This is a genomic window from Lysobacter sp. BMK333-48F3 (assembly GCF_019733395.1).
GTDB lineage: Bacteria > Pseudomonadota > Gammaproteobacteria > Xanthomonadales > Xanthomonadaceae > Lysobacter.
In genome coordinates this window covers 3,714,003-3,735,214 of sequence record NZ_JAIHOO010000001.1, presented here as the reverse complement: position 1 = coordinate 3,735,214, position 21,212 = coordinate 3,714,003, and the positions used below count along the sequence as shown (strand labels likewise).

20 protein-coding genes are annotated in these 21,212 nt (G+C 70.8%); 10 read left to right on the top strand and 10 right to left on the bottom strand.

The window, feature by feature from the left end:
- Positions 1 to 37: 37 nt before the first annotated feature.
- A complete protein-coding gene (locus K4L06_RS16155; protein ID WP_064748188.1) occupies positions 38 to 295 on the top strand; it encodes an acyl-CoA-binding protein in 258 nt (85 codons plus the stop codon).
- Between the two features lie 37 nt (positions 296 to 332).
- Positions 333 to 959: a TetR/AcrR family transcriptional regulator gene (locus K4L06_RS16150; RefSeq protein WP_221672372.1), complete on the top strand. Its 627-nt coding sequence runs from the start codon at positions 333 to 335 to the stop codon at positions 957 to 959.
- Positions 960 to 986: 27 nt separating this feature from the next.
- Here the strand turns inward: K4L06_RS16150 and K4L06_RS16145 are convergent, their stop codons facing one another.
- From K4L06_RS16145 to prmB, 7 genes are all read right to left on the bottom strand, one after another.
- Positions 987 to 1,649 (bottom strand): phosphoribosylanthranilate isomerase, encoded by a 663-nt coding sequence (locus K4L06_RS16145; protein ID WP_221672371.1) that lies wholly within the window; start codon positions 1,647 to 1,649, stop codon positions 987 to 989.
- The gene (gene truA / locus K4L06_RS16140) at positions 1,646 to 2,485 is read right to left on the bottom strand and encodes a tRNA pseudouridine(38-40) synthase TruA (protein WP_221672370.1); all 840 of its coding nucleotides are present in this window, start codon (positions 2,483 to 2,485) and stop codon (positions 1,646 to 1,648) included. The genes K4L06_RS16145 and truA overlap by 4 nt, the downstream gene beginning before the upstream one ends.
- Before the next feature lie 142 nt (positions 2,486 to 2,627).
- Positions 2,628 to 4,682: a FimV/HubP family polar landmark protein gene (locus K4L06_RS16135; RefSeq protein ID WP_343225773.1), complete on the bottom strand. Its 2,055-nt coding sequence runs from the start codon at positions 4,680 to 4,682 to the stop codon at positions 2,628 to 2,630.
- 753 nt (positions 4,683 to 5,435) lie between these two features.
- A complete protein-coding gene (locus K4L06_RS16130; protein ID WP_221672369.1) occupies positions 5,436 to 6,458 on the bottom strand; it encodes an aspartate-semialdehyde dehydrogenase in 1,023 nt (340 codons plus the stop codon).
- 133 nt (positions 6,459 to 6,591) lie between these two features.
- Positions 6,592 to 7,584, bottom strand: coding sequence for a D-glycerate dehydrogenase (locus tag K4L06_RS16125; RefSeq protein ID WP_221672368.1), 993 nt, complete (start codon positions 7,582 to 7,584; stop codon positions 6,592 to 6,594).
- Positions 7,577 to 8,701: a chorismate synthase gene (gene aroC, locus K4L06_RS16120; RefSeq protein ID WP_221672367.1), complete on the bottom strand. Its 1,125-nt coding sequence runs from the start codon at positions 8,699 to 8,701 to the stop codon at positions 7,577 to 7,579. Before aroC ends, K4L06_RS16125 begins: the two co-directional genes overlap by 8 nt.
- 574 nt (positions 8,702 to 9,275) lie before the next feature.
- Positions 9,276 to 10,205, bottom strand: coding sequence for a 50S ribosomal protein L3 N(5)-glutamine methyltransferase (gene prmB / locus K4L06_RS16115; RefSeq protein WP_221672366.1), 930 nt, complete (start codon positions 10,203 to 10,205; stop codon positions 9,276 to 9,278).
- A gap of 511 nt (positions 10,206 to 10,716) precedes the next feature.
- On the opposite strand from prmB, the gene K4L06_RS16110 reads away from it, so the two are divergent.
- From K4L06_RS16110 to K4L06_RS16100, 3 genes are all read left to right on the top strand, one after another.
- Complete coding sequence (locus K4L06_RS16110) at positions 10,717 to 11,364, top strand: SCO family protein (RefSeq protein ID WP_221672365.1); 648 nt, start codon at positions 10,717 to 10,719, stop codon at positions 11,362 to 11,364.
- On the top strand, positions 11,361 to 12,209 hold the full coding sequence (asd, locus tag K4L06_RS16105; protein WP_221672364.1) for an archaetidylserine decarboxylase: 849 nt from the start codon (positions 11,361 to 11,363) through the stop codon (positions 12,207 to 12,209). Before K4L06_RS16110 ends, asd begins: the two co-directional genes overlap by 4 nt.
- An 83-nt stretch (positions 12,210 to 12,292) precedes the next feature.
- On the top strand, positions 12,293 to 13,309 hold the full coding sequence (locus tag K4L06_RS16100; protein WP_221672363.1) for a hypothetical protein: 1,017 nt from the start codon (positions 12,293 to 12,295) through the stop codon (positions 13,307 to 13,309).
- An 89-nt stretch (positions 13,310 to 13,398) separates the two neighbouring features.
- Here the strand turns inward: K4L06_RS16100 and K4L06_RS16095 are convergent, their stop codons facing one another.
- Positions 13,399 to 14,064 carry a lysoplasmalogenase gene (locus tag K4L06_RS16095; RefSeq protein WP_221672362.1) on the bottom strand — a complete coding sequence of 222 codons (666 nt, stop codon included), beginning with the start codon at positions 14,062 to 14,064 and terminating at the stop codon, positions 13,399 to 13,401.
- Positions 14,065 to 14,338: 274 nt separating this feature from the next.
- Positions 14,339 to 15,913, bottom strand: a complete 1,575-nt coding sequence (locus K4L06_RS16090) for a transglycosylase SLT domain-containing protein (RefSeq protein WP_221672361.1) — start codon at positions 15,911 to 15,913, stop codon at positions 14,339 to 14,341.
- A gap of 225 nt (positions 15,914 to 16,138) precedes the next feature.
- Here K4L06_RS16090 and K4L06_RS16085 point away from each other — a divergent pair, with 225 nt between their 5' ends.
- The 3 genes from K4L06_RS16085 to greB all read left to right on the top strand — a co-directional run bounded on the left by K4L06_RS16085 (position 16,139) and on the right by greB (position 18,756).
- A complete protein-coding gene (locus K4L06_RS16085) occupies positions 16,139 to 17,674 on the top strand; it encodes a helicase HerA-like domain-containing protein (protein WP_221672360.1) in 1,536 nt (511 codons plus the stop codon).
- A 61-nt stretch (positions 17,675 to 17,735) separates the two neighbouring features.
- Positions 17,736 to 18,239, top strand: coding sequence for a copper resistance protein NlpE (locus tag K4L06_RS16080; protein ID WP_221672359.1), 504 nt, complete (start codon positions 17,736 to 17,738; stop codon positions 18,237 to 18,239).
- Between the two features lie 7 nt (positions 18,240 to 18,246).
- Positions 18,247 to 18,756, top strand: a complete 510-nt coding sequence (gene greB, locus K4L06_RS16075; RefSeq protein WP_221672358.1) for a transcription elongation factor GreB — start codon at positions 18,247 to 18,249, stop codon at positions 18,754 to 18,756.
- A 297-nt stretch (positions 18,757 to 19,053) separates the two neighbouring features.
- Here the strand turns inward: greB and K4L06_RS16070 are convergent, their stop codons facing one another.
- Entirely contained in the window at positions 19,054 to 19,464 is a 411-nt protein-coding gene (locus tag K4L06_RS16070) for a hypothetical protein (protein ID WP_221672357.1), read from the bottom strand.
- A 131-nt stretch (positions 19,465 to 19,595) separates the two neighbouring features.
- Here K4L06_RS16070 and K4L06_RS16065 point away from each other — a divergent pair, with 131 nt between their 5' ends.
- The gene (locus K4L06_RS16065; RefSeq protein WP_221672356.1) at positions 19,596 to 20,411 is read left to right on the top strand and encodes a helix-turn-helix transcriptional regulator; all 816 of its coding nucleotides are present in this window, start codon (positions 19,596 to 19,598) and stop codon (positions 20,409 to 20,411) included.
- Between the two features lie 133 nt (positions 20,412 to 20,544).
- Positions 20,545 to 20,955 carry a metalloregulator ArsR/SmtB family transcription factor gene (locus K4L06_RS16060; protein WP_221672355.1) on the top strand — a complete coding sequence of 137 codons (411 nt, stop codon included), beginning with the start codon at positions 20,545 to 20,547 and terminating at the stop codon, positions 20,953 to 20,955.
- Positions 20,956 to 21,212: the final 257 nt, after the last annotated feature.

Genomic DNA, 21,212 nt, shown 5'->3' with positions numbered 1-21,212 from the left:
GATGACCCTTCGCCCTGGTGCCCAGGAGAGGCCCGCCGTGTCCGATATCCAAGCCGCATTCGAACAAGCCGCCAAAGACGTGCAGTCGCTGCCCGAACGCCCCGACAACGACACCCTGCTGCGCTTGTACGCGCTGTACAAGCAGGGCGCCGACGGCGACGTCAGCGGCCCCAAGCCCGGTTTCTTCGACTTCGTCGGCACGGCCAAATACGAAGCCTGGGAGAAGCTCAAGGGCACCGCCCAGGCCGACGCGATGAAGAAGTACGTCGACCTGGTCAAGAAGCTGCGCGGCTGACGCCGCGCCGCCCGCCCCCACGCTCCCTGGCCGCCCGATGGCGAAACAGACCCGCCAGCGCATCCTCGACAGCGCGTTGACCATGTTCAACGCGCAGGGCGAGCCGAACGTCACCACCAACCACATCGCCGACGAGCTGGAGATCAGCCCCGGCAACCTGTACTACCACTTCCGCAACAAGGACGACATCATCGAGCAGCTGTTCGCGCGCTTCGAGGAGCGCATGGACGCCGCGCTCGCCGCGCCGCAGGGGCGCCTGCCCGGGCTGGAGGACATCTGGCTGCAGCTGCACCTGGTGTTCGAGTGCATCTGGGACTACCGCTTCCTGTACCGCGACCTGGTCGAGATCCTCAGCCGCAACCGCCGCCTGCGCCTGCGCTTCGCCCGCATCCTCAAGCGCGCCGACGAACAGGCGCACCTGGTCATGCGCGGCCTGTCCCAGGCCGGGGTGATGCGCGCCTCCGGCGACGAGCTGGCCGCGACCGCGACCAACGTGCTGGTGATCGCGACCTTCTGGCTCAATTACGCCGCCGCGCGCGGCGACAAGGACGAGCACGCCGCGATCCGCGACGGCATCGTCCAGGTCATGATGCTGTTGGCGCCGTTCCTGCGCGATGCCGAGCGGCTGCACCTGAACACGCTGATCCGCGCCTACCTGGACTGAGGCCGCGGCGCGGATCCGGCAAGGGCTTCAGTCGACGTGGCAGTCGGCGCGCCGCACTTCCTCGACGAAGCGGCGCATCTTGTCGCCGTCCTTCAGCCCCGGCGCGCTCTCGATGCCGCTGGACACGTCCACGCCCCAGGGCAGGGTCGCCAGGATCGCCTCGAAGACGTTGTCCGGGGTGATCCCGCCGGCCAGCACGAACGGCTTCTGCACCCCGACCGGGATGCGCTTCCAGTCGAAGGTCTTGCCGCTGCCGCCGCTGCCGCCGACGGCATGGCTGTCGAACAGGAAACCGGCCGCGCCCGGGAAGCGCGAGTGCAGCGCCGCCGGGTGCTGGTCGGCCAGTTCGCCGCCCATCGCGATCGCCTTCATGTAGGGCACGCCGAAGCCGCGGCAGAAGGCGTCGTCCTCGTTGCCGTGGAACTGCAGCAGGCTGGGCCGGACCTGGCGCACGACCTCGCGCACCTCCTCGACCGGGTTGTCCATGAACAGGGCCACCGCATCGACCAGCGGCGCCAGCGCCTGGCGCATCGCCCGCGCCTCCTCGGCCGCGACCCGGCGCGAGCTGCCGGCGGCGAACACGAAGCCGATCGCATCGGCACCCAGCTCGCAGGCCAGGCGCACGTCGCCGGGGCGGGTGAAACCGCAGAATTTGACGCGGGTACGGAACAGGGTGCGGGGCTGGCTCAAAGGGTGACCTCGGCGGGCAACTGGCAATCGGCGGGATAGCGCGGTCCGACGAACAGCAGGCCGGACGACGGCGCGGTCGGCCCGGCGACGGTCCGGTCGCGGCCGGCGAGCAACTCGCCGATCCAGGCTTCCGGCTGCTCCCCGCGGCCGACCGGCAACAAGCTTCCGACAATGTTGCGCACCATATGGTGAAGAAAGGCGTTCGCCTGGACTTCGACCTCCACCACATCGCCGTCGCGCCGCACCGCGATGTACTGCAGGTCGCGCCGCGCGTGCGGGGCCTGGCAGTGCACGGTACGGAACGCCGAGAAGTCGTTTTCGCCCAGCAGGGCCTGGGCCGCCCGGTGCATGGCGTCGGCGTCGAGCGGGCGCCGCTCCCAGGTCAGGTACTGGCGCTGCAGCGCCGGCCGCACCGGCCGGTTGAGGATCCGGTAGCGGTAGCGGCGCGCCCGGGCCGAGAAACGGGCGTGGAAGTCCGCCGCCACCGGCAGGCACCAGCGCACGCAGACCGAGGGCGGCAGGCGCGAGGTGGTGCCCAACACCCAGCCACGCAGGTCGCGCTCGACCGGGCTGTCGAAATGCACCACCTGGCAGGCCGCGTGCACCCCGGCATCGGTACGGCCGGCGCAGACCACGTCGATCTGGCCGCCGGCGACGAACGACAGCGCCGTCTCCAGGGTGCCCTGCACGGTGGCCTCGCCGCGCCGGTCCGGCTCGCCGGGGCGCACCAGGCGCTGCCAGCCGGAGAATTCGCCGCCGTCGTATTCCACGCCCAGGGCGTAACGCCGCAGCGGTGCGGCTGCGGAATCCGGGCTTGCTTGTTGTTCTACCGCCATGGCTCTCCGCCCTGCCCGTGCGGGCCCAGGGGTGGTCCGGACGCGTGGTCCGGCACGGGTTGTTCGTCTCGGAGGGCCGTCCGGGGTCGACCGATCAGGGTCGACCGCTCAGGGCCGGCCGATCAGGTCCGGCCGATCAGGCTCAGCCCGAGGACGCCTCGAGTTCGCGCAGCATCCGCGCCGCCTGCTGGCGCGCGGCATGGTCGCCGTTGATCAACACTTCGCCGAGCAGTTGCCGGGCGCTGCCTTCGTCGCCGAGGTCGAGGTAGGCCCGGGCCAGTTCGATCCGCTCTTGGCCGGGAGCGGCCTGGCCGGACGCGGCGTCGGCGGCGGGCGCGGCCGGGCTGGCGGCGACGGCCGGAACGACCGGATCGGCGCTCGGCGCGGCCCGCTCGAGCTTGGGTTCGCTGCGCAGCGGCGCGGCGTTGCGCGCGCTGCCGGCTTCGGCCGCATGCCAGGTCGGCACCCGCTGCTGCGGGGCGGACTGCGGCTCCTGCCGCGGCGAGGTCCAGAACGGTTGCGCGGCCGGGGCCGGCTCGGCGGCGACGGGCGCCTCCGCCGCGGGCGCCTGCGCCGGCTCGGCGCGTTGCGGTTCGCCGCGACGCTCGGTCGGTGCCTCGCCGAGCAACTGCGCGACCGGGTCGATCACTTCGGCCGCCGGTTCGGGGCGGCGGCGCAGCGCATCGCCGGCCGCGGCATCGGCGACCGATGCGGGCGCCGGCGACGGGCGCGACGAGGCCGGCGCATCGGCCTGCGGCGCGCGGAAATTCGGCCGCTTCGGCTCGCGCCGGCTCAGCACCCAACCGCCGACCAGCAGGGCCAGCACGCCGAGGCCGCCGAACAGCCACGGCAGCGGCGAGCCGCTGTCGCCGCGCGCCTGTTGCTCGGCCAGGCGCTGCTGGGTCGCGGTCAGTTCGCTGTCCTTCAACGCGATCAGCTTCTGCTGATCGTTCTGCAGTTTTTCCAGCTCGGCGACCCGGCTCTTGAGTTCGGCCAGCTCGGCCTCGCGCGCGGCGAGGGTTTCGTTGGCCTGCTGGATCTCCTGACGCATCATGTTGCCCTCGCCTCCGGCGCTGAGGCCGGACTGTGTTCCGGCCTGGGTCGCGCGGCTGGCGCCCGGCGGCACGATTTCCAAACGCGCGTCGCTGCCGCGCGCCGCGTTCTGCGCCGCCGGCGCGACCGGGGTCTTGGCGGTCCGGTCGGCTTCCAGGCCGATCGGCTGCGGCACCGGCTGACGGGCCTGGCGCCACTGCTGGACCTGGGCCCGGACCAGTTCGCTGGCCTCGCGCGGGTCGACCGCGGCGACGCCGTCGGCCGGCAGGCGCAGCACCGCGCCCTGGCGCAAGCGGTTGACGTTGCCGCCGATGAAGGCTTCGGGGTTGGCGCGCAGCAGCGCGATCATGGTCTGGTCGAGGCTGTGCGCGCCGGCCAGGCCGGCGGCGATGCTCGACAGGGTTTGGCCGCGCGCGACCACGATCCCGCCTTCGGGGTCGACCGCGGGCGCGGCCGGACGCGGCGCCGGGCGCTCGATCGTGCCGGCGTTGGCGCGCGGCGGCGCCGGCATGGGCGCCGGCTCGGGCTGCATCGCGATCGGTTCCGGCTCGGCCGGCAGCGGGCTCGGCGGCGCGGCGCCGATCAGGTTCGGGTCCTGGCTGCCGAGCTGGTTCTCGACCGCCAGCGGGTCGCTCTGTTGCGGCTGCGCGCCGAACGGCAGCGGCGCCTCCAGCGGGCGTTCGATGGTGTTGGACGCGGCCCCGGTCGGGGCCTTGATCGGCGGCTGCATCGGCGCCGCCGCGGTGCGCGGGGTGTCGATCAGCGCCGAGTATTCGCGGGTCAGGCGGCCCTGGCCCCAGTCGACTTCGATCAGGAAGGTCAGCAGCGGCTGGGTCACCGGCTGGCTGCTGGTGACGCGGATCACCGGCTTGCCGGCGGCGTCCAGGGCCAGGGTGAAACGCAGGTCGGTGACGATGCCCTGCGGCGGCTGCAGGCCGATGCGCTGGAAGGTTTCCGGCGAGGCCAGGCCGGCGCGCAGCTGGGCCAGCTCGTCGCGGTCGCTGGAGATCACCGGGATTTCCGCCAGCAGCGGCTGGCCCGCGCGCGATTTGACCTCGATCTGCCCCAGCCCCAGCGCGCAGGCGGCGCCGCTGGCCAGGGCCAGGGACAAAGCCAGTGCGGTGCGTGCAAAACCTGAGGTCACGGACGGTCCCAATCTCGATGTCAGGCGGCGACTCTAGCGGTCGATGGGCTGAATGCGCAACGCGTTGTTAAGTTTGCGCTATCGCGGCAAGGATGCAAGCGGCGCCGTCGCGGTTTGCGCAGCGTTGCTTACGGACGGATCGCGCTCGCATCCGGTCTGCCCTGACGCCCCCTCCTACCGATCCCCCCTTTGAAAAAGGGGGGTTAGGGGGATTTGCTTTTGCTCCGTTCACCACAAAAGCAAGAGCAAATCCCCCCTGCCCCCCTTTTTCAAAGGGGGGAACAGCAAGGCGAACCGTTTTGCGGCGACGACTACCACGACAACGACTACCACAACAACGACGGCGACGGCGGCGACAGCGGCGGCGGGGCGAACGGCCGTGCAAAAAATCGGGCGATGCAAGCGGCGCCGTCGCGGTTTGCGCAGCGTTGCGTAACCGTGGTTCACCCTCGCCTCCAGCTCGCCCTTACGCCCTCTCTTACCGGTCCCCCCTTTGAAAAAGGGGGGTTAGGGGGATTTGCTTTTGCTCCTTTCACCGCAAAGGCCAGAGCAAATCCCCCCTGCCCCCCTTTTTCAAAGGGGGGAACAGCTAGGGCGAACCGCTTTGCGGCGACGACTACCCCGACAACGACAACGACGGCGACGTCAACGGCGGCGGCGGCGACGCGTAACGGCCGTGCAAAAAAAACGGGCCCCGCAGGGCCCGATTCTCCGCTCGCCGGCGCCGGACGGGCGGCGCCGGTCAGAGCCGCCTCAGCGCTCGTTCCAGACCAGCTCCGCCAGTTGCACGGCGTTGGTCGCCGCGCCCTTGCGGATGTTGTCGGCGACCACCCACAGCGACAGCCCGCGCGGATGCGAGATGTCGTCGCGGATGCGGCCGACGTAGACCGGGTCGTTGCCGGAGGCGTGGGTGACCGGGGTCGGATAACCGCCGCCCTTGGCCTCGTCCACCACCTCCAGACCCGGCGACTGTTCCAGCAAAGCGCGCGCGTCGGCGGCGCTGAGCTTGTCGCGGGTCTCGATGTGCACGGCTTCGGAATGGCCGTAGAACACCGGCACCCGGACCACGGTCGCGTTGACCCCGATGCTGTCGTCGCCGAGGATCTTGCGGGTCTCCCAGACCAGCTTCATTTCCTCGGTGGTGTAGCCGTTGTCGGTGAAGTCGCCGCCGTGCGGGATCACGTTGAAGGCGATCTGCACCGGGTAGATCTCCGGCTTGGCTTCCTGGAAGTTCAGCAGCGCAGCGGTCTGCCGGCCCAGTTCCTCCATCGCGCGCTTGCCCGTGCCCGACACCGACTGGTAGGTGGCGACGTTGATCCGCTCGATCTTGGCCTTGCGGTGGATCGGCGCCAGCGCGACCAGCATCTGCATGGTCGAGCAGTTCGGGTTGGCGATGATCCCCAGCGGGCGGTTCTTGGCCGCCTCCGGGTTGACCTCGCTGACCACCAGCGGCACGTCGTCCTGGTAGCGGAAGGCCGAGGAGTTGTCGATCACCACCGCGCCGGCGGCGGCGAACTTGGGCGCGTATTCCTTGGACACCGAGCCGCCGGCCGAGAACAGCGCGATGTCGACCCCGGCGGGATCGAACTTGGCCAGGTCCTGAACCACGATGGTTTTGCCGCCGAATTCGATTTTCTCTCCCGCCGAGCGTTCGCTCGCCAACACATGCAGCTGACCGATCGGGAATTTGCGTTCGGCCAACACCTTGAGCATGGTTTCACCGACCGCGCCGGTAGCACCGACGACGGCGACATTGCAGGACGTCTTGGCGTTCATCTGTTCTCAGTTACCTGACTAGTGGGGACCGCCGGACCCATTTCCGACGGGTGTTGCTTTTGATGCGGGGATTGGGGATTCGGGATTCGGGATTCGCAAAAAGCAACCGATCGCCGCTCCTAATCCTCAATCCCTAATCCCTAATCCCGGCCTTGACCACCGACGGCGGGCGGCCGGCGTTCGGTCCGTAGCCCAGCGCGGCGATCAGGTTGTCGACCGCCAGCGCGACCATCGCCCGGCGCGTGGCCAGGCTGCCGCTGGCGACGTGCGGAGTCAGCACGACCCGGCGCTGGCGCAGCAGGCGCGGGTTGAGCGCGGGTTCGCCCTTGAACACGTCCAGGCCGGCGCAGGCCAGGCGGCCCTGCTCCAGCGCGTCGCACAGCGCGTCCTCGTCGACGATGCCGCCGCGGGCGATGTTGGTCAGGGTCGCGTGCGGGCGCAGCTTGGCCAGCGCCGCGGCGTCGATCAAATGGTGCGTCTGCGGCGAATACGGCAGCACCAGGATCAGGTGATCGGCGCGCGCCAGCAGCTCGTCGAAGCTGACGTATTCGGCCGCATGCTCGCGTTCGACCTGCGGATCGAGCCGGCTGCGGTTGTGGTACAGCACGCGCATGCTGAAACCGCCGGCGCGGCGGGCGATGGCGCGGCCGATCCGGCCCATGCCGAGGATGCCGAGGGTGGCGCCGTGCACGTCGCCGCCGAGCAGCACGTCGAAGCTCCACTGCCGCCACTGGCCTTCGCGCAGCCAGCGCTCGGCCTCGCCGATCCGGCGCGCGGTCGCCATCATCAGGGCGAAGCCGAAATCGGCGGTGGTCTCGGTCAGCACGTCTGGCGTGTTGGTGACCAGGATCCCGGCCGCGCTCAGCGCCGCCAGATCGAGGTTGTTGTAGCCGACGCCGACGTTGGCGATCGCGCGCAGGCGCGGCGCCGCGGCGATCTCGGCCGCTCCGATCGGATCGTTGAGGGTGACCAGGGCGCCGTCGGCCTGGGCCAGCGCGGCCGCCAGCGCGTCCGGCGCGTGCCGAGTCACGACGGGCGTGGCGGTCACCTCGAAATACTCGCCCAGCCGCGCGACGATGTCGTCGAACAGCGGTTGCGAGACCCAGACGCGCGGACGCTCAGTCATCGCCGTGCGCGTCGCCGAAGCCGGGCTCGGCCGGAATGCGCGGGGTGACCTCGCCGACGTCGCCGCACTGGGCGCGGTGGCGCAGCGCCTGATCGATCAGCACCAGCGCGACCATCGCCTCGCAGATCGGCGCGGCGCGCATCGCCACGCAGGGGTCGTGGCGGCCGGTGGTGACCACCTCGACCGGGTTGCCGTGCACGTCGACGCTGCGCCCGGGCAGGCGCAGGCTCGAGGTCGGCTTGAACGCGGTCGAGCAGCGCAGCTGCTGGCCGGTGCTGATGCCGCCGAGGATGCCACCGGCGTGGTTGCTGGCGAAGCCGGCGCGCGAAATCTCGTCGCGGTGCTCGGTGCCCTTCTGCGCGACCGCGGCGAAGCCGTCGCCGATCTCCACGCCCTTGACCGCGTTGATGCTCATCAGCGCCGCGGCCAGTTCGCCGTCGAGCTTGCCGTAGATCGGCTCGCCCCAGCCCGGCGGCACGCCGTCGGCGATCACGTCGACGCGGCCGCCGACCGAGTCGCCGGACTTGCGCAGCGCGTCCATGTAGCTTTCCAGCTCGGCCACCTGGCCGGCGTCGGGCCAGAAGAAGGGATTGTCCTCGACCGCCGACAGGTCGTAGCCGCGCGGCACGATCTCGCCGATCTGGGTCATGAAACCCTGCACGCGCACGCCGTAGCGCTGCGCCAGCCACTTCTTGGCGATCACCCCGGCGGCGACGCGCATGGTGGTCTCGCGCGCCGAGGAGCGGCCGCCGCCGCGCGGATCGCGCAGGCCGTACTTCTGCCAGTAGCTGTAATCGGCGTGGCCGGGACGGAACTGCTCGGCGATCGAGCCGTAGTCCTTGCTGCGCGCGTCGGTGTTGCGGATCAGCAGCGCGATCGGGGTGCCGGTGGTCAGGCCCTGGTAGACGCCGCTGAGGATTTCGATCTCGTCGGCCTCGCGCCGCTGCGAGGTGTGGCGCGAGCGGCCGGTGGCGCGGCGGTCGAGGTCGTGGCGGAACTCTTCCGGCGCGATCGCCAGCCCGGGCGGGCAGCCGTCGACCACGCAGCCGATGGCCGGGCCGTGGCTTTCGCCGAAGGTGGTCACGGTGAAGAGCTTGCCGAAGCTGTTGCTGGACACAACCGGGATCCTGGTGCGAGCCGGCAGGCGCCGGCAGGGACGGAAACGATGATGGGGGCCGCGCGTGTGCCGAAGATGAAGCCGGGCCGCGCGAACGCTGTCCCGATGGTATGACGCCGGGTTTGCGCACGGAAATGACCGTTTGCGCGCTCGTCATCACCCATCGGATCGGCCGGCGCCCTTCGCCGCCGGCTCGCGCCGGCCGCGCTGCCGGACGGCAGGCGGGTGGGCGCATTGCGGATCGCGAAGAGGACGCGGCGCGGGACCGGCCCGCGGCAGCGCCGACCGGCTCACCTTAGCCGAGCGTCGCGGTTTCCGCTGTAACCAAGCCCGCCGTTCGCGGGCCGAGGGTCGCGCAGGCGGCCGTCGGCTCCGATGCGGCCGGCTCCGGCGGGGAGCGGGCCGCGGATCCGCGGGCGGCAAGGATGAGAGCGCACGCGCCGCGGGGCGCTTACGGGCGCATTTGTGAATTTCAGCCGGTCTGCGCCGGGCGTCGCACTGAAGGGGTCAGCGCTCGCGCGGCGTCGCGGCGGCGGCTGGGGCCGCCCCGCTACCGACCGCCGACGCGCACGACTCAGCCGCGCGCGTCGGCGAGGCGTTTGATCCGCGCGTGGTGTTCGACCAGATCGTGGCGCTCGGCCACGAAGATGCCCATCTGGCCGACCTTGAATTCGACCCAGGCCAGCGGCAGTTCCGGCAGCAACTCGACCAGGGCGCGCTCGGCTTCGCCGACTTCGCAGATCAGCAGGCCGTGCTCGCTGAGGTGGTCGGGGGCGTCGCGCAGGATCTTGAGCGCGAGGTCGAGGCCGTCGTCGCCGGCGCGCAGGCCCAGTTCGGGCTCGTACGAATATTCCTGCGGCAGGGCGTCGGTTTCGTCGTTGGTGACGTAGGGCGGATTGGTCACGATCAGATCGAAGACCTCGCCCTGCAGGCCCGCGAACAGGTCGGACTTGCGCAGTTCGACGTTGCCGGCGTGCAGGCGCTGCTGGTTCTCGGCCGCCAGCGACAGCGCCTCGTCGTTGATGTCGGCGCCGATCACCGCCCAGTCGGGGTGGTAATGCGCGGTGGCGATGGCGATGCAGCCCGAGCCGGTGCACAGGTCGAGCGCGCGGTTGACTTCGCGGCCGCCCAGCCAGGGCTCGAAGCCGGCCTCGATCAGCTCGGCGATCGGCGAACGCGGCACCAGGGCGCGGCGGTCGCTCTTGAAGCTGAGCCCGGCGAACCAAGCCTCGCCGGTCAGGTAGGCGGCGGGGATGCGCTCGGCGACGCGGCGTTCGAACAGCGCCAGCACGGCGTCCTTCTCGTCCGTGGTGACGCGGCCCTGGCCGTAGACCGGGCCCAGGTCGTGCGGCAGGTGCAGGGCGTGCAGGACCAGCTGGGTCGCCTCGTCCAGGGCGTTGTCGTAGCTGTGGCCGAAGGTCAGCCCGGCCGCGTTGAAGCGGCTGGCCCCGTAGCGGATCAGGTCGACGAGGGTCAGCTGTTCGAAGGAAACGGAAGCGGGCACGGCAGGTCCAGGGCGAAGCAAGACGCCCAGTATAGCCGCCGGCCCGGGGATGCGCAGGGACCGCCCCGCCGGCTGCGTCCGAGCAGAGGCCCGTCAGCCGCCTCCAGCGAACCCGACAGCGGCGCCCCCTTTTGAAACCAGCGGCTGATTTCCGCTTTGACAAAGAGGCAGAGGGGATTTGCTTTGGGATTTGGCTTCGCTTGCGCAAAGCGGAACAGCAAAGGCAAATCCCCCCTGCCCCCCTTTTTCAAAGGGGGGAACGGCAAAAGCAGGAGGCGGGAGGTAGGAGGTAGGAGGCAAAAACAGCCTCACGCCCCCTGCCGAAGGATTCCCCCCTTTGAAAAAGGGGGGCCAGGGGGGATTTGCTTTGGCTTTGGCTTTGGCTTTGGCTTTGGCCTTGACCTCGGCTTTAGCTTTGGCTCCCCCAACCGCACCGCAGCCCACGCCACCCCGCCCGACCGGACTGCGTCCGCCATCGGTATCATGGCCCGGCTCTGTCATCGGACCCGCCATGTTCAATCGCACCACCGCCATCGTCCTGCTGGTCGCCGTGCTCGCCGGCGCCGCCGGCCTGTGGGCGTCGAGCCGCTATTTCGGCTCCGCCGCCGGCCCCAAGCTGCCGCAGACCACCGCCGTGCGCCTGTTCGATCCGCCGCGCACCCTGCCCCCGTTCTCGCTGCGCCAGTCCGACGGCACCCGGCTGATTCCGGGCGAACTCAAGGGCCATTGGACCCTGGTGTTCCTCGGCTTCACCCATTGCCCCGACGTCTGCCCGACCACCCTGGCGGAGATGTCGGTGGCGCAGAAGCGCTGGGAGTCTCTGCCCGAAGCCAGCCGCCCGCGGGTGCTGTTCGTCTCGGTCGACCCAGAGCGCGACACGCCGGACCGGATCGGCGAGTACGCCCACGGCTTCCACAAGGACACCCTGGCCGCGACCGCCGACGTGCCGGCGCTGGAGGCCTTCACCAAATCGCTGGCGATGGTGTTCGCCAAGGTGCCGGCGCCCGCCGGCGCCCCGGCCGACCAATACACGATGGACCACAGCGCCACCCTGGCCGTGCTCGATGCGCAGGGCCGCATGGCCGGCCTGGTCCGGCCGCCGTTCGACCCGAACGCGATCGCCGCCGACATGGCCGCCCTGTCGGAGGCCGCGCCGTGAGCCTGGTCACCACCCTTACCTACGCCCTGCCGCACCGCTTTCTCTCTACCTTGGCGCGCGTGCTGGCCTATTCGCAAAACCCGCTGGTCAGCCGCTGGCTGATCGATACGGTCACCGAGAAATTCGGCGTCGACCTGGACGAGGCGGCGCAGCCCGACCCGCGCGCCTACCCGACTTTCAATGCCTTCTTCACCCGTGCGCTCAAGCCCGGCGCGCGGGTCGCCGACCCGAACCCACGCAGCCTGCTGATGCCGGCCGACGGCCGCATCAGCCAATGCGGCCCGATCCGCGACGGGGTGATCTTCCAGGCCAAGGGCCAGTCCTTCACCGCGGCCGAACTGCTCGGCGGCGACGAGGCCGCCGCGGCGCCGTTCCGCGACGGCGCGTTCGCGACCGTGTACCTGTCGCCGAAGGATTACCACCGCGTGCACATGCCCTGGACCGGCACCCTGCGCGAAACCGTGCACGTGCCCGGACGTTTGTTCAGCGTCGGCCCCGATGCGGTGCGCAACGTGCCGCGATTGTTCGCGCGCAACGAACGCCTGGTCTGCCACTTCGATACCGACTTCGGGCCGATGGTCCAGGTGATGGTCGGCGCGTTGCTGGTCTCGGGCGTGGAAACGGTCTGGGGCGGGGTCGAAATTCCGCACTACGCCGACCGGGTCACGCGCAAGGACTACCGCGGCCGCGGCATCACCCTGAAACGCTTCGCGGAAATGGCGCGCTTCAATTACGGCTCGACCGTGATCGTGCTGCTGCCGCCGGGCGTGGCCGAACTGGATCCCGGCCTGGGCGCCGAGACCGCCGTGCGGCTGGGCCAGGCGCTGGCGCGCCGCAACCGCTGAACCATCGCACCGCCCTTGCGGCCGCGGCGCAAGCCGCCGCCGCGGTTCCGACCTGCCGACCACGCTCCCACGGAGGGGAATTCATGTTCGACCATCTGCGCCCGCGCCTTATCGCCGTCGCCGGCCTCGCGTTCGTCCTGGCCGCCTGCGGCGGCAAGAGCGAAACCGAACAATTGGCCGAGCTGCGCGACGGCCTGGCCTACACCCAGTACCGGCGCGTGTCCGAAAGCGGCCTGCCGGGCGCGCTGGAAGCCTACCGGCTCGGCGCGCAGTGGAGCGGCAAGGCCGGCCTCGCCGCGCCGGAGCTGCCGCCGATCGGCCCCGCCGACCTGTGCATCGCCCACGTGCTGCTCGCCTACGCCGCGCTCGGCGCCGACAAGACCACCTTGGCGATCGCCGAAACCGACATCGTCGAAGCGCAGGACTGCGCGCCGTTCGACGACCTCGCCGCCGCGTCGCTGCGCTCGGTCGCGTTCCATCGGCAGGAATGGCCGCAACTTGCCCAGGCCGAGAGCGAACGGGTCTGGGCCGTGCCGCGCGCGCCCGGCGCGGAGCAGACGCCGGCCGGACAGATGCTGACCCTGCACCTGGGCCTGGGCTATCTGGCGGTCAGCGAAAAACGCTGGGACCGCGCCCAGATCCACGCCGACGCGCTCGGACAGATGCTGCAGGCGCCTTGGCTGGGCAAGATCGCCGCGGTCGGCGTGGCGGTGCAGGAAGGCCGCGTCGGCGAGGCGCTGGTCGAACTCAAGCGGCTGAGCCAGGACCCCAGCGTCCCGGCCGGCGTGCGCAAGGAGCTGACCGCGCTGATCGCCCAGGCCGAAGCCAAGGGCGGCGACGTCGACTCCTTCGCCTTCATGCCGCGCCTGATCGCCACCCTGGCCTGGGACGCGGCCAAGCAGCACGGCCCCACCGCCGTGCGTGCCGCCGCAAACCTGGCCGACGAGCAGAAGCTGCGGCCGATGGGCGAGTCCTTGCAGAAAGGCGTCGGCCAGGCCGGCGAAGCCGCCGGCAGTTTGTGGAACAAGGCGCGCGAGGCGCTGACGCCGTCGCCCGACGCTCCGGCGGACAAAACCGCTCCGGCCGCGCCGGCCGGTTGAGCCTCTGCATCGATGCCGGCGCCCGCTCCCGCACGCCGGCGGACGGGCGCACGGCGTCGACCGCCGGGTCGCCGCCGCTGCCGGCTCGTTCAATCCCGCGCCAGCGTCGCCGAACGGCCGATCCACCACTGCGCCGCCCAGTAGCTGGCCAGTACCAGCGCCTGCGCGGCGGCGAACGGTGCGGCGAAACGGTCGATCGCCAGGGTCGCATCGGACAGCACGAAGCAAGCGCCGCCGAGCGCGGCCGCCGCCGCGGCGGCCGAACCGGCGCGCCGGCGCCACACCGCCGCCGCCTGCGCCGCCATCGCCGCCAGCACCGCGACGTAGACGACCACCGGAACGCGCAGCTCGCCCGGCAGATGCGGCCACAACACCCACAACACCGTGCCGGCGAGCGCCGCGTAGGCCGGGAACGGCCATAGCGCCGCGAACGGCCGCGCGCGCCGGCACAGGCCGACCAGATAGGCGATGTGCGCGCACAGGAACGAGGCCAGTCCGAACACGAACCAGTCGCCGGGCAGCATCAGGAACACATCGCCCGCGGTCGACAGCAGCAGGCCGGCGACGATCGCGCGCCGATAGCCGGGCTCGGCGCCGGCGCCCAGGCGCAGCACCATCGCCGCGATCGACAGCGTCGCCGCCGGCTTGCACAGGTAATGCAGCCACGGCGCCGCATAGGCGCCGACGATGGCGAGCGCCGCCACGACCGCGACCACGGTCCGCCACACGGCCGCGGACGGGGTCGGCGATCGCATCGTTGAGCTGTGCATCGGCGCGGAACTCCTCGACGCGCGGCGACGGCCGCGCAAGCCGCTCAGCTTAGCCGGACGCCGCAGCGCCGAGCCGCGAAACGACGCAAGCTTCGCGCTGCCAGCGTTGAAGATTTTCATACTGCAACAGCAGCCGAATCGCCGCTGCTCTCCCGCATTCCGAATGCTCCCCGCCGCTACTAGCCCCTCTCCCGCTTGCGGGAGAGGGGTTGGGGTGAGGGCCGGACAGGTCGCGGCGAATGCCGGATCGTGCGGCGACTCAGCCGCAGCCGGCCAGCTTCAGCGTCTGCCCCGGCTTGACCATGTAGCGCGGCGCCTTGATCCCGTTGGCCTTGGCCAGTTGCTTGGTGTCGCACTGGAACTTCTGCGCCACGTCGGTCAGGGTCTCGCCGCGGCGAACCTTGTAGCTGCCTGGCTTGGCCGGCTTCTTCGCCGGCGCCGGCCTGGCGCTCGCGGCCGGAGCCGGCACGCCGGTGGCGACGGTGGTCGCCAGGGTGCCGTCCTCGCCGCTGCCGGTGCTCGGCACCACGGTCAGCGGACCGGTGCGGACGATGGCGCTGGCGACATCGCTGTTGACCAGGGTGCGGGCCAGGTCGGCGCGCTTGCCCTGCAGGCACCAGCGGTTGTACAGGCCGACCATGCGCACGGTGGCGTTGAGGGTGGTGCCGGCCGACAGGTAGGTGTCGGCCTGGTAGCGCGGGTTGAGGTTGCGCAGCGCGCGCATGTAGCCCTCGCGGGTGCCGCTGCTGCCCAGGCAGATGGTCAGCTCGTAGATCGAACTCGGCCGGCTCAGGCGCAGTTGCGCCGGCTTCGCATCGACCTTGTGGAAGTTCAGCCCGTACTCGCGCGGGTGCAGGAACAGCCAGGCCGCGGCGACCACCATCGGCACGTAATCGCGGGTCTCGGCCGGGAACTGGTTGTACACCGACTCGTCCCAGAAATTGCGCCCGCCGCTGGCGTTGTTGATCCGCAGCGCGCGGCCCTCGCCGCCGTTGTAGGCGGCCAGCGACATCTCGATGCTGTTGTTGAGCTGGCCCAGGCGCTCGTTGAGGTACTCGGCCGCGGCCTGCGAGGACTCGCGCGGGTCGTAGCGGGTGTCGAAGCCCGAGCCGTCGTCGCCGAGGCCGAAGCGCTTGCCGGTGGCGAACATGAACTGCAGCGGGCCGGCGGCGCCGGCGCGCGAGGTCACATGGACCTTGCCGTTGGACTCCTTGGCCATGATCCCGAACAGCAGCGCCTCGGGCAGGCCGGCACGGTCGAACTGCGGCCACATCATCTGGCGCATGTACTGGTAGTTGTCGTAGCTCTGCATCAGCGAGCCGCGCATGTCGGTCAGCCAGCGGCGGATGCCGGCCTGCACCGCCGGGTTGTACTGCACCATCTTGACGAAGCGCTGGCCGTCGGCGCTGAGCAGCGCGGCCGCGCGCGCCGCCTCCGGGACATCGGCGGCCAGGCCCTCGCTGTCCAGCGTGCCGGCGTCCTCGCCGTCGTCGTCGACGCTGGCGGACGCGTCGGCATTGGCCTTGAGCAGGCGCTTGTAGGCCGCCAGCAAGGTGTTGGTCTGGCAGCCCTTCTGCTTCATGCAGGCCGCGATCACGTCCTCCATGTCCTCCAGCGCGGCGTCGCCGTCCTGGCGACCGGCCGGATCGGCGTTGCGGATCTTGACCAGGGCCGACTGGTAGCGCGCCTCGGCCGACTGCATGCGCTGGTTCAGGGCATCGACCGCGGCCTGGTCGCGCTTGGACAGGGCGGCGGCTTGCGGCGACAGGCTGTACAGCGCGAGCGCCGCGGCGAGCGGCGCCAGCGCGCCGGGAATGCGGGAGAAAGCGGGCATGAGGCGTGCAGCGCGTCCTTTTTGCGGGGGGCCAGGGTAACGGCGCCGGTCCGGGCCGGGCAAGGACTGCGACACATTACCGGATTGCCCGGTCGGTCGAGTCGCGCGCTGCGCCATGAATGCGGCCGCCGCGCGCGCGGCCGCGGTTCATCCCCGGCACGCCCGCTGTCGGCGCCTGCCGCTAGAATCGGTCCCCGCACTTCATTCCTGAACCACGGACGCGACATGGCCCCGACCCCCGGCGCAAACCCGAACGACATCCTGATCGGCAAGGCGGTGACCACGCCGGACAGCGGCCAGGTGTTCCTGCACACCAAGCTCGGCAACCGCCACGGACTGGTCGCCGGCGCCACCGGCACCGGCAAGACCGTGACCCTGATGACCCTGGCCGAAGGCTTCTCGCGCCAGGGCGTGCCGGTGTTCCTGGCCGACGTCAAAGGCGATGTCGCCGGCCTGGCCGCGGCGGGCACGCTCAACGACAAGCTGCAGGCGCGGCTGAGCGAGATCGGCCTGACCGACTACGCGCCGGCGGCCAATCCGGTGGTGTTCTGGGACCTGTTCGGCAAGCTCGGCCATCCGGTGCGGACCACGGTCAGCGAGATGGGCCCGACCCTGATCTCGCGCATCCTGGAACTCAACGACACCCAGTCCGGCGTGCTCGACATCGTCTTCAAGCTGGCCGACGACCGCGGCCTGCTGCTGCTCGACCTGGCCGACCTGCGCGCCCTGCTCGGCCTGGTCGCCGAGGAACGCAAGGACATCTCGACCAGCTACGGCCTGGTCAGCGCGCAGTCGATCGGCGCGATCCAGCGCGCCCTGCTGCGCCTGGAGCAGGAAGGCGGCGCGCATTTCTTCGGCGAGCCGGCGCTGGAGCTGACCGACCTGATGCGCACCACCCAGGACGGCCGCGGCCTGATCAACGTGCTCGCCGCCGACTCGCTGATCCTCAAGCCGCGCCTGTATTCCAGCTTCCTGCTGTGGCTGCTGTCGGAGCTGTTCGAACAGTTGCCCGAAGTCGGCGACCTCGACCGGCCCAAGCTGGTGTTCGTGTTCGACGAAGCGCACCTGCTGTTCGACGACGCCCCGGCGGCGCTGCAGCAGCGGGTCGAGCAGGTGGTGCGGATCATCCGCTCCAAGGGCGTGGGCGTGTACTTCTGCTCGCAGTTCCCCGACGACGTGCCCGACGCCATCCTCGGCCAGCTCGGCAACCGAGTGCAGCACGCGCTGCGCGCCTTCACCCCGCGCGACCAGAAGGCGGTGCGCACCGCCGCGGAGACCTTCGTGCCCAATCCGGCGCTGAACGTGGCCGAGGCGATCTCCAAGCTCGGCACCGGCGAGGCGCTGGTCTCGACCCTGCAGGACAAGGGCGTGCCGATGCCGGTCGAACGCACCCTGGTCGCGCCGCCGCGCTGCCGGATGGGCGCGATCACCGAGGCCGAGCGCCAGCAGGTCCGCGCCGGCAGCCCGATCGGCACCAAGTACGACCAGGAGATCGACCGCGAATCGGCCGCCGAAATGCTGGCCAAGCGCGCCGAGACCGCGACCGCCCAGGCCGACGCGCCGGCGGCCAAGACCCGCGAACAGGACGACCAGGAAGAAGGCGGTTTCGGCCAGGCGGTCAAGGACGCGGTATTCGGCACCAAGCGCCGCCAGGGCATGGTCGAGACCATGGCCAAGCAGACCGCGCGCACCGTCGGCAGCCAGATCGGCCGGCAGATCCTGCGCGGCCTGCTCGGCGGCATTTTCGGCGGCAAGCGCTGACGCCGCCCGCACTGCGGCGGCCGTGCGGCCGCCGTCCCATCCACTCCATCAGGATCCGCCCGTGACCAAGCACCTGCTCGCCCTCGCCTGCCTCGCCGCGCTCTCGCTGAGCGCCTGCAAGAAGCCCGACGACGCCGCCCCCGCGGCCGATGCGCCCAAGGCCGCCGAAACCGCTCCGGCCCCGGCCGCTCCGGCCGAGCCGATGCCGGTCGCCGAAGCGCCCAAGGCCGGTTTCGACGCCGCCGCCTTCGCCGGCGCCTTCGCCGGCACCCTGCCCTGCGCCGACTGCAGCGGCATCGACACCAAGGTCGATTTCAAGGCCGACGGCAGCTACACCGTCGAAGAGACCTACCAGGGCAAGAAGGACGGCAACGCCAAGGGCGACGGCCACTGGGCCGCGGAAGAGGACGGCAAGCGCCTGCGCCTGGATCCGAACAGCAAGAGCGACCAGGACCGCCTGTACGAGGTCGTGTCCAACGACGAGATCCGCCTGCTCGACCAGGAAGGCAAGAAGATCGAGTCGGAGCTCAACTACAGCCTCAAACGCGCCACCGCGGCGCAGTAACCCGGGCATGAGTCGCTGGCGCCCTCCCGCCGAACACGGCACGGCCCTGATCACGCGGGAGGGCCACGCGCGGCTGAAGCACGAACTGGACGAGTTGTGGCGGCTGCGCCGCCCCGAAGTCGTCAAAGCCCTGGCCGCCGCGGCGGCCGAGGGCGATCGCTCGGAGAACGCCGAGTACACCTATCGCAAGAAGCAGCTGGGCGAGATCGACCGGCGGGTGCGCTACCTGAGCAAGCGCCTGCCGCTGCTGCGGGTGATCGACACCGTGCCCAGCGACCCGCAGGCGGTGTTCTTCGGCGCCTGGGTCGAGGTCGAGAACCTCGCCGACGGGCAGACCGCGCGCTATCGCGTGGTCGGCCCGGACGAAACCGACGCCCGGCTCGGCCACATCAGCATCGACTCGCCGCTGGCGCGCGCGATGCTCAAGCGCCGGGTCGACGACGAATTCGAAGCGATGCTGCCGGCCGGCCCGACCCGCTTCGTCATCGTCGAAGTCGGCTACCGCGCCCCTCTGTAGGAGCGGCGTCAGCCGCGACATCCGAAGCGGTTCGATATCACGTCGCCAGCCGGAGCCCGGGCTGCGGCGAAGCGTTCTTGTCGACGATCCGGGCTTCGGTTACTGCGCTTGCGTGCCTCGCTTCGATTGTCGCGGCTCATGACCGGAGGAAATCCCGTGGGACGCCGCTCCTACAGGGGGCCGCGCCGCCTCGCGATGTCGCCCAGTACACGTCTTGAGGGTGGGAACGGCGCGACAGCATTAACCCGGAGCGACGTTCGTCGCCCCGGGCTGGACGATGCGTCACCGGCCGTGGCCTCAGGCCGCGCCGCGCTGCTGCCGGCGCAGGCCGAAGAACTGCAGTTCGGCGAACACCGCCACCGCCGCGGCCTGGGCCAGCAGATAGCTCAGGCCGAGTGCGTTCGGCGCGACCGCCCCCTGCAGCCACAACGCCACCGAGCCGGCGGCCCAGGCCAGGTTCAGCCCGATCACCGTCCAGGCCAGGCCGGCGCCGACGCTCTTGCGGCCCAGCACCCAGACCAGGAACGCGGTCCACAGCAACAGGAAGAGGCCGCTGCCGCGCAGCAGGCCGGCGTCCAGCGCCAGCAGCGCGGACAACGGGCCGGCGGCGGCGAGTTGCAGCGCGCCGGCGGCGCCGGAGACGACGGCGTCGGCGGCGAGCGCACGGCGCAACAGGGAAGCGGGACGGACGGGGGCGGCAATGGCCATGGTCGATTCCTCTCGGGTTCGCGGATGGTTTCGTTCGAAGTTCGAGTGCCATCACACACCTGCGCCCGCGGCCGGTCGATTACCTGCGACGTAATCCCAGGAGCCTGCGGCGCTGGGCTAAGGTGGCGTCCATGAACGATCTGCGCCCCGTGGGCGAGCTGTTGCGCGATTGGCGCCAGCGTCGCCGCCTGACCCAATTCGATCTGGCCGAGATGGCGCAGATCTCCACCCGCCACGTCAGCTTCATCGAGACCGGCCGATCGCTGCCGAGCCGGGCCATGCTGCTGCGCCTGGCCGATCGCCTCGAAGTGCCGCTGCGCGAGCGCAACGTGCTGATGACCGCGGCCGGGCTGGCGCCGATGTACGCCGAACGCCGGCTGGAAGACCCGGCGTTGCGCGAGGCCCAGGCCGCGATCGACCTGGTGCTGTACGGCCACGAGCCGCATCCGGCCCTGGCCGTGGACCGGCATTGGAACCTGATATCGCACAACCGCGCGGTCGCGCCCTTGCTGGCCGGCGTCGCCGAGCATCTGCTGGCGCGGCCGTCCAACGTGTTGCGGGTCAGCCTGCACCCCGAGGGCCTGGCGCCGCGCATCGTCAACCTGGGCGAATGGCGCGCGCACCTGCTGCATCGCCTGCGCCACCAGGCCGACGCCACCGGCGATGCGGTGCTGGCCGAACTCTACACCGAGCTCGCCGCCTATCCCTGCGACGACGACTACGACGAATCCATGGTGCCGGCGACGGCGCACGTCGCGGTGCCGTTCCGGGTGCGCAGCGAATTCGGCGAACTGGCCTTCATCAGCACCACCACGGTGTTCGGCACCCCGCTCGACGTGACCCTGGCCGAACTGGCGATCGAATCCTTCTTCCCCGCCGACGCCGCCACCGCGCAGGCGATGCGCGCGTTCGGCGCGAGCCTGGAGCCGGTACCGCTCAATCATTGAGCCCAGGGACGGAGGGGGTTAAGCGCGCTTAACCCCCTCCGTCCCTTTACCGTTCTTTACCGTTGGTCGGCGGGGCACGAAACACTCAACCAATCGGTTGACAATCGCCCGACCCGGGCGGATATTCAACCTCATGGTTGACGATCATTCCGAACGGCTCGACGCCGTATTCCATGCCCTCGCCGATCCGACCCGGCGGGCGATGCTGCGCCGCCTGGCCGAGGGCGAACGCAGCGTCGGCGAACTCGCCGAACCGTTCCGCATGACCCTGGCCGCGGCCTCCAAGCACATCAAGTCGCTGGAGCGCGCCGGCCTGATCGAGCGCTCGGTGCAGGGCCGCAGCCACGTCTGCCGCCTGCAGGCCGCACCCTTGCACGGCGGCTACGAATGGTTGCGTCACTACGAACGCTTCTGGAACCAGCGCCTGGACCTGCTCGAAGCGCTGCTGCGCGAAGACGACCGCCAGCGCGGCGCTGGCACCGCCCTGGGGTCCGCAGCGGCCCCAGCCCCGGCGCCTAGGCGCAAGCCGCCAGCGCGCGGCTGAGCTCGGCCGGCGCGCATTCGCCGCTTCGCTTGCGTTCGCGCCCTCTCGCTTCAGGACAAGTCCGCAACGACCCGCTCCAAGACGATTCGCCTAACGACAACTCTCCCCACAACAGCTCGCCCCACAACAGCTCTTCTCATAGCCGCTCGCCCCATAACGGCTCGCTTCGCGACAGCTCACTCATAGCCATCCGTACGATTCGCCCCGCTCGACACAGCCCGCTCAGCACCACCCGCCCGACGCGATTCGCTTCGACC